The sequence below is a fragment of the Pseudoalteromonas sp. SG43-7 genome (assembly GCF_014164295.1).
Lineage (GTDB): Bacteria > Pseudomonadota > Gammaproteobacteria > Enterobacterales > Alteromonadaceae > Pseudoalteromonas > Pseudoalteromonas rhizosphaerae.
Genome location: NZ_JACJEY010000032.1, coordinates 11,049 through 24,178, shown reverse-complemented (window position 1 = coordinate 24,178; position 13,130 = coordinate 11,049). Strand labels below are relative to the sequence as shown.

General features: G+C 40.1%; 9 protein-coding genes. 4 read left to right on the top strand and 5 right to left on the bottom strand.

Translation table 11 applies throughout. The features are described 5' to 3' along the window. Positions 1–403: 403 nt before the first annotated feature. From arfA to H5200_RS14765, 4 genes are all read right to left on the bottom strand, one after another. On the bottom strand, positions 404–604 hold the full coding sequence (gene arfA / locus H5200_RS14780) for an alternative ribosome rescue factor ArfA (protein WP_182718237.1): 201 nt from the start codon (positions 602–604) through the stop codon (positions 404–406). 109 nt (positions 605–713) lie between these two features. After that, the gene (locus H5200_RS14775) at positions 714–3,251 is read right to left on the bottom strand and encodes a TonB-dependent siderophore receptor (protein WP_149981959.1); all 2,538 of its coding nucleotides are present in this window, start codon (positions 3,249–3,251) and stop codon (positions 714–716) included. Between the two features lie 286 nt (positions 3,252–3,537). Next, positions 3,538–4,188 (bottom strand): hypothetical protein, encoded by a 651-nt coding sequence (locus tag H5200_RS14770; RefSeq protein WP_182718236.1) that lies wholly within the window; start codon positions 4,186–4,188, stop codon positions 3,538–3,540. Between the two features lie 109 nt (positions 4,189–4,297). Continuing rightward, the gene (locus H5200_RS14765; RefSeq protein ID WP_182718235.1) at positions 4,298–5,257 is read right to left on the bottom strand and encodes a sensor histidine kinase; all 960 of its coding nucleotides are present in this window, start codon (positions 5,255–5,257) and stop codon (positions 4,298–4,300) included. 162 nt (positions 5,258–5,419) lie between these two features. Between H5200_RS14765 and H5200_RS14760 the strand changes: the two genes are divergently transcribed. Both H5200_RS14760 and hemH read left to right on the top strand, forming a co-directional pair. After that, positions 5,420–6,706 (top strand): HD domain-containing phosphohydrolase, encoded by a 1,287-nt coding sequence (locus H5200_RS14760; protein WP_182740004.1) that lies wholly within the window; start codon positions 5,420–5,422, stop codon positions 6,704–6,706. A gap of 96 nt (positions 6,707–6,802) precedes the next feature. Then, a complete protein-coding gene (hemH, locus tag H5200_RS14755; protein WP_149981962.1) occupies positions 6,803–7,822 on the top strand; it encodes a ferrochelatase in 1,020 nt (339 codons plus the stop codon). A gap of 1 nt (position 7,823) precedes the next feature. Here the strand turns inward: hemH and arfB are convergent, their stop codons facing one another. Continuing rightward, a complete protein-coding gene (gene arfB, locus H5200_RS14750) occupies positions 7,824–8,237 on the bottom strand; it encodes an alternative ribosome rescue aminoacyl-tRNA hydrolase ArfB (protein WP_145239847.1) in 414 nt (137 codons plus the stop codon). 134 nt (positions 8,238–8,371) lie between these two features. On the opposite strand from arfB, the gene H5200_RS14745 reads away from it, so the two are divergent. Together H5200_RS14745 and H5200_RS14740 are read left to right on the top strand one after the other, a co-directional pair. After that, complete coding sequence (locus tag H5200_RS14745; RefSeq protein ID WP_182761733.1) at positions 8,372–8,932, top strand: short-chain dehydrogenase; 561 nt, start codon at positions 8,372–8,374, stop codon at positions 8,930–8,932. A 104-nt stretch (positions 8,933–9,036) separates the two neighbouring features. Next, a complete protein-coding gene (locus H5200_RS14740; RefSeq protein ID WP_182761732.1) occupies positions 9,037–13,098 on the top strand; it encodes a DEAD/DEAH box helicase in 4,062 nt (1,353 codons plus the stop codon). Positions 13,099–13,130: the final 32 nt, after the last annotated feature.

Sequence of the window (13,130 nt, the reverse complement as noted above, 5' to 3'; positions counted from 1 at the left end):
TACCACAGTTAACTCATACGTCAACTTAATTTGGATATATGATGTATATAAAACAGCCACTTTATTAATAAAAAAAGACCATAAAATATATTTTTTATCATTATTTAGAACTAAATTAGAGCCATCCCGTTTAAAGAAAGGGTAATTTCGCATACAGAATATGAATACAAGGTTAATTTATGGTTAAGTTTTATTTGCGAGTATCTTCGCGGGCTCTAGCAAGTTTTACGAAAACGTAAATGAGAGTGGGAATAGATATAAACAATAAGGTGGTAGACTATATAACCAAAAAACCTCGCTTAGAAAAAAATTATCTAAGCGAGGTTTTTAAAAAAATGTCGGAGCTTGCTATTTTTTGTAAAAAATAGCATTTAAATAAAAGCCCTATTTGATCACAACGTCATTAAGCGGCGATTAAATAGGACTCTTGTCCTGCGTGTTTTTTGTTGCGTTTGTAAGCGCCTTTGCCTTTTTTAGCAGCTACAATTTGTGGTTTAAAAATTTTCGATGTCACTAATGCCGCTAATGCATTATCGCGAATAACACCCCGACCTGTATCTACTGATGTTGTAGATTTAATCACTTTAGAACGACGTTTACTCATTTATTTTTCCTCTTTAAAAGTTTTGCGATTGTATGCTTGATATAAAAAAATACAAGTATTTTAAATCAAAAAGCCCGCTTATTTGCGGGCTTAATAAACAACTATAAATTTAGAAACTAAAGCTTACTTTTGCGTAATAACTTCTGCCATCAAAGCCATAAGGCAATGCACGTACAGGGTATTTAAATGCGCCATTGGTGATAAAGTTTAGTACTTCGTCATCGCCTAGTTCATCTGGCGTTTCATCAAATACGTTATCGGCACCAACCGAAAGCACAAACATATCGTTAATTTGGTAACTCACGTTTAAATCAACTAACACTGCAGATTCAACCGTACTTGTTGGTTTAAACGAACCTGTTGGCGAAAGCTCACCCGGTAATGGTATATGATCGTTACCAAAATATTTTACATCGGTTTCGCCAAAGTAATTAAAACGAATTGTTGAAGTGTATGCATCACGTTCGTAGTCAAAGGTAAGTGTTGCTCGTTCACTAGGCTGTCCGTCGGTAAAAAAGCTGCGTTGTAAATCATCAAATGCAACCGATTCTGGAATGCCGTCCGCTGCGTTTACACCATCAATTTTAGTATCGTTTAAGTTACCCGCAAAAGTAACACCAAAGTTACCGCCTTCTACATCTGTACGATATGATGCAATTATATCAACGCCTTGAGTGGTTGAATCAACTGAGTTTGAAAAGTAGTTAGCTTGTACAGCGCCGGTTGCTTGTAAAGCAGCAACAGCCTCAGAGCTAAACGATACATCGTCAGCCGTTAATAAACTGCCAAGTGTAATACGGTCTTCAATTTCTACGCGGTAAAAATCAACCGTTAACGAAAGTTCGCTTGTTACATCGTAAACAAAACCAGCACTGTAGTTTGTCGATGTCTCAAGCTTTAAGCTATCTACACCTAGTGCACTTGGGAAAGCAGTGCCCGTATTTGCAGTAAATGATTGCGTTAACGTGCCGTCGGATCCTAAGTTAGTAGTAAATGCTGTATAGCCACTTTGCTGCAGCGAAGGGGCCCTAAAGCCAGTAGATACCGCACCACGTACTGCAAAGTCATCGTTAAATTCATAACGCGTTGCTAACTTACCAATTAAGTCATCTCCAGCATCAGAGAAATCTTCATAGCGAAGTGCACCACTGACGTTCCATGCATCAGTAAGCATAGTTTCAACATCTACGTAAAATGCGTAGCTGTTACGATCACTCTGATTTGCAGCTTCTGGACGCAAACCGTTATAAGCTTGAAAGCCACATTGTGCAAATTGCTCAGGGTCGTTCACTGATGGATACGATGTATCCATGTTTGCTAAACCACATGCGTACGATGCTTCATCACCAGGCACTATCTGGTAATTTTCTTTACGATACTCTGCACCAATTGTTACATAGAGCGGTTCGCCGCGACCAATGTCCACAATGCCATTTACGTCAAGGTTAACTGTTGTTTGATCGAACCTAAAACCACCTGAGTAACCACCACTTGGGCCTGCATTTGCTGCTATCTCAGCATCACTTGCCGTTGGATTATTAAATAAATACTCCGCCGCGTAAGAAGCGTTTAATGTATTGCGTGATGTAAAGTCATATTGGTTTTCACCATAAACTGCCGATACATCGTAATTCCAATCTGGATTAATATCACCTTTAAAACCTAGCGCAATAGAAATATCCTGTGCTTCGTTATAAATGCGCGGTAAAAAACCATCACTGTATACTTGAGTAACATTTTTAGATGCTTCGTTAAAGTTACGGTAAAAGCCGTTACCCAGTGCAGTGCGCTCAGAGTAACCACCAAACGAGTAAAGCTCACCGTCGCCCATTGGCAATGCCATATTATAAAATAACGAGGTAAATTCACTTTCCGAATTACCTTGGCCCCAACGAACGTTGTCAGATAACGTACCTGGCTCTACATCAAGCGAACCACCGGTATCGCGCTCTGCACGGTTAGTACCATCGGCATCACGATACTCAAGAGATAAATTAATAAAACCGCCTTCAGTGCCCAAATCAAAACCGCGATTTAAACCCGCTGAAATAGTCTCGCCATCACCTTCAGCTGTTTCACTATATTGTACATAACCAGTTGTTATACCTGTTGAGTTATTCAGTGATAAGTTAATGACCCCAGCAATAGCATCAGAGCCATACTGCGCTGCTGCACCATCACGTAATACTTCAACCCCTTTAAGTGCCGTAAGTGGAATAGCATTCATATCGGTACCCGCAGCACCTGCACCAACTGTTCCATTAAGGCCAAAAATAGATTGATTATGACGGCGCTTACCGTTTACTAAAACCAGCGTTTGGTCTGGCTGTAAGCCGCGCAATGTTGCTGGGCGGAATAAATCAGAGCCGTCTGATACTTGAGTACGCGAAAAATTAAACGATGGCGCTGTAGCTTGTAAGCTTTGGCCAAGCTCGGTAAAGCCACCTTTGTTTAAATCATCAGCGTCAATTAAATCAATGGGTGACGAAGATTCAGTTGCTGTGCGGTTAGAAACCCGTGAACCTAAAACGGAAATTTGTTCTATATTTTTTTCTGCTTGAACTGTTGCTTCTTCAGCAATAACTGAAGAGGTGCTAAATGCAAGTCCTACGGCGATAGCCAATGTATTTAAACGAAGTGTTGTCATGTGTGTTGTTCGACCCTGTTGACTCTTCACCTGTTTACTCAATTGCAGTAGTAAACAGGTAAATTAATAAAAGTTATAATTAGTGTGATCAAGCGTCATTTACAAAATTGCGCTTTGGCAAACATCCTAGCAACATACACATATAAAAAGAAACATATTTAACTGCGACAATGGTCGATATATGCAAAAGTTAGCTAAATTTTCTCCTATTTCATGTTTTTGATTGAATTTTAAACAAAAAAAAGCATGATTATTCAAATCATGCTGGTTGTTAAAACTATGTTTTCTAGCCTTCTTCTTCCCACAAAGCCAGTTTTTCATCTTCTAGCATCAATGCCATGGATGCAATGCCAGTAAGACTTTCATCTAATCCGGTATACAGTAGCGCAAAGCCTTCACTAAGTACCGCAGGTTCTGGATGCTCTTTGAGCGAATCTGGCCACATCGCAAAAGTGGCTAGTAAATTAAGCGTCGCTTCAAAGTTATCAATAAATAACTGTCCATCCGCCTGATTCTCAACGACCTGTTTATCGGCACTGAGTAAAAAGTTAAAGTCATGCTGCCATACTTCTTGATTCACCATATAAGCAGCTAAATAGCCTACACACCATTGTTGTAGTTGCTCACTCGGCGCTTTAGCATCTTTACCATGAGGATAAATACTTGCCAGTATATGCTGCTGCGCTACCTGAGCTTCGGTCACATTATCCAGCAGCGTGATCATTGCGTCATGCTCCGCTGAGCTTGTCATTAATTGGGTATAAATAGGGTCATTTTTATCAGCAATATAATTGGCAATTTCTGACTCGCCATAAAATTCCGAGCACGCCAATAACCCACTGATAAAACCAATCACGCTGTCAGAACTCACCACTTTTAGTTCAGGGTGCTGACTTAGATAATCCCTAAGAACCAATTCACTTTTTTCATTAAGCATTATTCACCCTCAAGTTATTATAAAATTCATACCTACACTAACCAACAATTGGCTAATTTAAAAGCAAATTATTACTTAACCTAACTCTGGTTAAATGGTTTTGCCTGAGTTAAGGTCGCTCACTCAACACTGGAAATATACATCGCACACATGTACCTATATTTACGGTGCTCTCAATTTCAATTTTTCCCTGATGATCATTAACCATAGTGTACACTAATGGCATGCCCATACCGGTCCCCCTGCCAACTGGTTTAGTAGTAAAAAATGGATCAAAAACTTTTGCAAGCACTTGCTCACTCATGCCACAACCATTGTCATTAACACTAATAATTATTTGCTGGTCGTCGCTATCAACTTGCACGTGAATATGTGCTTGTCTATCAATTAATGCTTCGCAACTATGTGAAGCATTAATAAGTATGTTAACCATTATTTGATTGATGGTTGCCAAATCACAATAACTCAGCGGCAATGTCGTTATTGATGTGGTTAACTGACAACCTTTTAATTGATTTTTAAGCAATTTAAGCGCATTTTTCACAGCATCTGTCATATCAGCCAATTGTTTCTTGTTAGTTGTTGGTCGCGCAAAATTAAGCAAATTGCCCACGATTTGATTAATGCGCCTTAAGCCTTCAGCACTATCGGCCACTAGTTGATGAATATCTTGCTGCAGTTCAGCAAATGATTGCTGCTCACTAAGTGATGCTAACTGTTGTTGAAAATTTGTTTCACTAATCCTCTTAGCTAAATATTGCTGGTTTAAATCAAGTAACTCACAAAAGCCATGCATGCTCTGTTGCAAACTTTCTACATTGCTCATTGCATAAGCTAAGGGATTATTAATTTCATGGGCAACCCCAGCACATAAGGTACCTAAAGTGGCCATTTTTTCTGCTTGAATAAATAACTGCTGTTGATACTCAAGATCAGCTACTTTTTTTATTAACTCTTCATTTAGTGCATATAAAACGCGACTTTTATCTTCAATCAGCTGCTCAGCCTTTATACGCGCGGTACGTTCACGAAAATAAGCTTGCTTGTAGTCTTCATCTATCGCATCCATCTTAATTAACCAGCAATTAAAAACGATTATCTTGTCATTAAAATTAGCACAATTGATGCCAATGACACGGTTTAATTAGAAAAACTATAGCAGACAGGCTATGGTTAATAATATTGTTTATCCATAGGTAAAATCGTGAGTCAATCAGCAGACCTACCAACCATGCAAGTATTATGCGTTGACGATGATGAGATTGTGCTACGTTCTTTATCGCGGCTGTTCAAAACGCAGCAACTTACGGTACTTACCAGTGATTCACCTATAGATGCACTAAAATTAATCAAACAGTATGAATTTGATGTAATTATTAGCGATATGCGGATGCCAAAAATGAATGGCGCTGAACTTTTTCAACAAGCGCAAAAATTAGCACCTGATACTCAGCGTATTTTACTTACTGGTTATGCAGATATCGAAATCACCTTAGCAGCTGTTAATCAAGGCAAGATCCATGGCTATATCCAAAAACCATGGCAAAATGACTTATTACTACGTTCCATCACCGACAGTATTGAAAAATATCAACTTAAAAAACAAAACCTGAAACTCCAACAACAAATTAATCGCCATAATGAAGTCCTCAAAGAACTTAATAGCTCTCTTGAACAGCGCGTTGAAAAAAGAACCAAACAAATAAAACAAGTACTTAAAAAACTCGAAATTGCCAACGCCCATGAAAAACACGAACATAGTTCAACAGTTGAGTTGCTCTATAACTTCATTAATGCCAATCCATATTTAGATGGCACCAAAGCGCAGAACATTGCCAATACCTGTACGCAAATAGCAAAACAGTTGCAGCTACCACCAAAAAATATAGAAATGGCGGCAATGGCTGGTTACTTAGCTCAGATAGGGCTGTTAGCAATGGATCCCGCACTTTATGAAAAACCCGTGCATGCGCTTAATGAACAGCAACGCAAAAGTTATTATACGCATCCAAGTACAGCACAATTGATGTTAATGCCTGCGACTCATCTGCATGAAGTATCTGACGCCATTTATCACCAGTACGAACGCTATAACGGAAATGGCCTACCTAAAGGATTAAAAGGTAATGATATTCCTCTTAGTGCAATGATACTCGCGCTTGCACGTGACTATTGGGATGCATTTGAACAAAGTAATTTAAAAGATGAAGAAAAGCACCAACATGCACTCGAAACAGTAAAAATGTACAGCGGTAACTTTTACCATCCTAAATTAGTGCAAGCTTTGGAGGCTTGCCGAGTTAAATGCATTAAGCAGCAAGCAAAAGTAGGCTCGATGAAAATAATAACGGCCAAAGAGCTAGCCATCAATATGGTACTTAGCCATGCACTTCATAGTCACACGGGGATTATGTTGCTGCCAAAGGGGCATATATTTAGTGCTAAATCCATTGAAAAGTTACAGCAACTAGAAGCTAAAAAACCGACTCCATTTAGGATCATGATCAAATCATTGTAAATCAGTGATCCTATTAACCCTTTCATTCGTTACAATAGGCTATTAATATTAATAGCCTATATTCCATAACCGTCTATTTTGCTTTAGGAGCATTGCGTGTCGCGATTTTCAGCCGTTACCGATAACCCTCATGATCAGCGTTTTAATCAAAAAACAGGGATTTTACTGACCAACTTAGGCAGCCCCGATGCCCCAACAGCAAGTGCATTGCGCATTTACTTACGTGAGTTTTTGTCAGATCCTCGTATCGTAGAAATACCGCGTATTGTGTGGATGATCATCCTGCATGGCATCATTTTGCGTATTCGCCCAAAACGCTCAGCTAAACTATATAAAAGTATTTGGACTGAAAATGGCTCGCCACTGACCCATATTACACGCCAGCAAAGCCTTAAATTAAATGCCTTATTAAAACAGCATGGCTATACCAATACCGAAGTGGTTATGGCGATGCGCTACGGTAATCCATCAATCGAAGCCGGCCTTGAAGAGCTTAGAGATAAAGGCTTAACCCGCATTATTGTGTTGCCACTTTACCCACAATATTCAAGCCCAACCACAGGCTCAACATTTGATGCCGTGGCGAATGTATTAAAAAAATGGCGCTGGGTGCCAGAGCTTCACTTTATAAATGGGTATCACAAAAACCCAACCTACCTAGAGTCACTCGCTAACAGCATTAGCGAAGATTTAGAAAAACACGGTATGCCACAAAAATTAGTGTTTTCGTACCACGGTATGCCTAAACAGTTTTTAGATAATGGCGACCCATATCATTGCTTATGTTTACAAACCACTCGCTTAGTGGTCGAAAAGCTCGGACTCGATAAAGATTTAGTTATCAGCACCTTTCAGAGCCGTTTTGGTAAAGCCGAGTGGTTAAAACCTTACACAGATGCAACCCTTGAGAGCTTACCAAACGAAGGGATTAAAGACGTGGCTATTATCAGCCCTGCATTTAGCGCTGATTGCCTTGAAACACTTGAAGAATTAGAAGGTGAAAACCGAGAGATTTTTGAACAAGCTGGCGGTGAAAAATACCGTTATATAGCTGCGCTTAATGATAGAGACGATCATATTAACGCGTTATTTGAGGTGCTTAAACCAAACTTATAAATTAAACTTTAACACTGCCGCGCAGCGCTTTGGTATTACCATGTTTGGTTTTCTTATCCATGCGTCTGCGCTGTGAATTACGTGTTGGCTTTGTAGCACGACGAGCACGTTCGACCTTAGTGGCTGATAAAATAAGCTGTTTTAGTCGCTTTAACGCATCTTCCCTGTTTAGCTCTTGAGTTCGATGACTTTGCGCTTTGAGAACAATCACACCTTCTTTAGTGATACGACTATCATTGAACGCCAACAACCGCTCTTTATAAAACTCTGGTAACTTTGAGCGATTAATATCAAAGCGAAGGTGGATCGCACTGGCCACTTTATTAACATTTTGACCACCCGCTCCTTGTGAACGAATAGCTGACAGCTCGACTTCCCATTCATCGATTGTTACGGTATTTGAAATAATTAACATGTGGTTCAGCTACATCAGGCAAAAATGTAGTATATCATCTGATGTTAACAGACTAAAACCCTCTTTAATTTATAGCGGTTATCTAATTAATAGTCTTTAATGCAACTAACAATTGAATAAAAAAGGTGCTCAACATGAAAAAAATAATTTTATCTCTTAGTTTGTTAGCAATGAGTTTTTCAAGCCTTGCGGCAGATATCACAGAAAAAGATTTACAAGGTTATATGCAAGCATTACCCGCGGTTGTTGATTGGTCACAAAATCAAGATTCATTAAAAAGCATGGATTTGGGTAGTATGTTAGGTGGCTCTGAAGGGGGCTCGACGGCAATGGCATTAGGCGCCCTTGGTACAATCAAAGATAATGATTTATACAAAGAGTTTGCAGCCCTTACCAATAAATATGGTTTCACGCCTGAACAACTAATTACTGTGGGTTCTGAAGTCTCGATGGCTTACCTTGAAAACATCAAAGGTAATTTATCGCCAGAAAACAAAGATAAAGTAAATCAGTTAATGGGCGGTTTGCAAAGTATGGGCGGCTCGAAAAATAACAGCGCTAGTTCAATGATGGGCACACTTGGTAACTCAGCTAATGCTGCTAATACAGATGCGCCGGTTGTTAGCGAAAGTAATTTAAAACTAATTAAAGAATATATGCCGCAACTACAAAAACTATTTGCCAGAGTGCAATAGGTTTTTATAAAAAAGCGACCTTAGGGTCGCTTTTTTATAGTTGTAACTCCCCCAGCTGAAAATTATACTGTCTACAATCATTAGCGACTTTAATTATTGATTTTATGCCATTAAGTACTTTTTCGCCCGCCACAACTGATAACGACCAAAAACAACTGTGTGTATTACTTGCACTGATAATAAGTGGCTCATCGCATGGCTATGAGAACTCTGTCCAGCAGCTCACTAAACGTCTTTATAGTCACATTAAAAATGGCTATTCGTTTTCTCAAGCTGAAGTCGCTAAATACACTAAACAACTCGAATCTAAAGATTTAATTTGGAAGCTCCCCTACGGACCAAACTTTCGTATATCAGTTAGCGCAGTTGCTTATGTAGCTATTAATGCTATAAAACATCAGCCAGTTTTATTGCATGCTTTTTTAACCGAAGCTACAAAAAGCTATTATTACCACGATCAAGCCGTGCACTTTCTGCACCTGCTATTCAATGATCTTGACCGCGCAATAAGCGGAAAAAAACCGCTCCCTAGTGATTTATCACTTGAGCTTGATAGCGCTTTTGTTAATTTGCTCGCGCAATCACCATACAGCGAGCAACTGTGGCAATGCCTTCCTGAGCAATGGCAACAGCTTTGCTTGGATAACTTTATCCGCGGTCAATTTTTCAACCTCACCAGTGAGCGTGCATGGCCGACTCTGATTGCCAAAGCGCTCCCAACAACAGAGCTGAGAAAACGCATTTATCTGAATGAGAATTTAGCCATATTATTACAAGAAGATAATTTTGCTGAATTGTTAGATGATAAAAGAGACCGTGTTTTAGCCACTTTTTATGAAGCAAATACCAATGCCATCAAGGGTGAGTTTATTGATATTGCTTTGATACAGTATAAAAGCGCTTTAACAGCGTTTAGAAAAAACTTTGGCAAAGGCATCTATCCGACCGAGATCACCGGATTACTTTACACTGTATGCCTATTTATCAGTGCAACCGCTGCAGATATTAAACAACTAAATACCTGTCGAAAATGGTATCAAAAAAATCTTGGGGAATTAAGCCACCCAAGCCAAGCGATTGATTATTTGCTGGAAGAGGATTTAGCTAACTATCAAAACCATCGTTTAAGCAACAGCTTAAGTCATCTACTTGGTAACCCGAATGCATTAGCGCCATTATTTTGCTTATTACTGGCAATTATTAAAAACGCCACAGACGAACAGGTAAATCATCTAAGGGGTGATACTGAACTGTTAGAACAGCTCAATAGCGCAATTAGTGCGCATCAACACTGGTTAGCTGAGCAATGCCAGCACTTAGTTAATTGGCTTAGCGATGACACACCATTACCCAATACTGGTTTATTACAGCACTTTACCCGCGTCCCACAATGGCAGCGTTGGCTTAATGATATTAGCCAAATTGATACGCCCACTGCGCAGCAACGAATTGTATGGCAACTGGATTTAACCCATTTAGATTTACCGCTCATACAAGCCAAAGTACAGCAACTCAATGCCAAAGGCGAATGGACCAAAGGTCGTAAAGTAAACGCCCAAGAACTTGCTTATAACCAGTATCAAGATGCATTAACCAGCGCCGATCATAACTTAGTACAAGTGCTCAACAACCATGCCGGATTTGGTTATCACGAAATACATGCAACGGCCGCGGTATTACAAGCACTAATAGGGTTTAAAGGGCTTGAAGATCACAATGGACAGCCACTTACGCTGATCAAAGGCGAGTTTGTCATTGAAATTGCACAAGACAGCAATGATTGCTATCGCCTGGTAATGCAACCGAGTATCAGCGATCCGGACTGTGACTTTTTACTTATCCACAGTCACGCAAATTGTTACCAAGTATTCGCCATTGATGACAAACAGCTCAAATTACTGCAACTATTTGAGCAACAACCCAATAATTTAACCGAAGAAAAACTGCCACAACTAAATGCCGCATTACAAGTACTGGCTAACGAGCATCATATTAGCAGCCAGCGTACCGAGTTTGCTCATATCAACAACGTACGCCAAGGCTTGTGTGAATTTGCCGCAGTGATCGCTCTTACCCAATTAGGTATCAACATTAACTTTTATGCCATGCCAAATGGCGTAGATGGCCCTTGGGTTGAGCCCGGCATTGGTGCTTTGACACTGGCACATACTGATGATGATCAAACCGACAGCATTGTTATTAAACGTGATTTAAAAGCAGAGCAAAAAGCGTTTAGAAAATTACTGAAAAGTATGGCCGGATTATTTGCTGATCGGCAATCACCGCAACATAATCAAATTCAACAGCAGTTTTATTTACCTGAAGATATTAGCCAAGCAATTGAGTTACTTGAAGCTGCGCAAAAAGCACAGTCTCTGGTATTAAGTTGGGACGAAACGAGCCAAGGCATGAGAGTTGCCAAAAGCCAGCACCTTTCTCTTAACTTAAATGATGATAACGATTGGTTAAGCGTCAGTGGTAAAATCTCACTCCCTAGCGGCCAAATATACGAATTACAAACCCTGCTTAAAGCCCCGCGCCGTGGCAGCATTTTAGAGTTTTCGGAAGGCAATTCATTATTATTGGATCAGCGTTTAACTAACTTATTAAATCGCTTAGAAGGGATGCAAAATATTGATAAGCACAACCCAAGTGATGAACTACGGATTGCCAACGCGCGTGCATTGCCTTTACACCAAAGCATTGCCGACTTAGATGATGTCACATTTGGTGACAGCTGGAAAACGCGTTTAGCTAAATTTGAGCAAACTATCGACCCTACCTTACCTGCACATTTAGTCCATATTTTACGAGACTATCAAGTAGTCGGGGTTAAATGGCTAATGCAACTGGCCAACTGGGGACTCAATGCTTGTTTAGCCGATGACATGGGGCTGGGTAAAACCTTACAAACCTTAACCGTGTTACAAATGCGCAGTAGTTTAGGTGCCAGTGTAGTGGTTGCGCCAAAATCTGTGTGTCATAACTGGCAAGTTGAAACCGAGCGATTCGCGCCGGCTTTGCATGTAAAAATCATTGAAAACGCCACTGCATGCGCTGATATTCTGGCAACGGCTGGTAAACACGATTTAGTGATCGTCAGTTATGGTTTACTGCCACTAATTGGTGAACAACTGGCGCAATTTTCTTTTGCTAATATTGTCTTTGACGAAGCACAGGCAATTAAAAACCCCTTGAGTTTAAGAGCTAAAGCCGCATTTGCACTCAATGGTCAATTTAAAATTGCCCTATCAGGCACACCAATCGAAAACCATTTAGGTGAACTGTGGAGCTTGTTTAACTTTTTAATGCCAGGCTTTTTACATACCCTGCCAGTATTTAAAAAGCGCTTTGGTAACGCCGATAAAAACCAACAACAAGCCGATACCCTGAAAACCCTCATTGCTCCATTTATCCTGCGTCGAACCAAACAAACGGTATTGACCGAGTTACCAGAAAAAACCGAAATAAACTTAACCTTCGCATTAAGTGAAAAAGAGCAAGCACTGTACGAAGCAACCCGTTTAAATGCACTTGAACAAGCAAATCAGGAAGATAGCCAATACATTACTATCTTGGCGTCATTAACTAAATTACGCCGCGCTTGTATTGCCCCGCAGTTGTTATTAGAAAATAGTAAGTTGCCATCGAGTAAACTCGACACTGCAGAAGCGATTATTGAAGAATTACTAGAAAACAACCACCAAGCGCTGATCTTCAGCCAATTTGTCGATGTGTTAAAACTGGTTGAAAAGCGCTTACAAAAACGCGGCATCGATTATTGTTATCTTGACGGCAGCATGAGTACTAACAAACGCAAACAACAAGTTGATAAATTTCAAGCAGGTCATGCACCACTGTTTTTGATCAGCTTAAAAGCAGGCGGCACGGGGCTTAATTTAACGGCGGCTGATTATGTACTGCATCTCGATCCGTGGTGGAATCCCGCGGTTGAACAACAAGCATCAGATCGCGCGCATCGCCTAGGGCAAACACGCCCCGTTACTGTGTACCGACTGATAGCACAAAATACCATTGAAGAAAAAATCCTGCAATTGCACGAACATAAACAAGCACTCGCAGATAAAGTACTCGCCGGCAGTGGTGATGCTGGGCAAATGTCTAAAGATCAACTACTGGCGCTGTTAAGTAACAGCGAAATGTAGCTCAGACCTGTTTATCTTTCGAGATTATTACA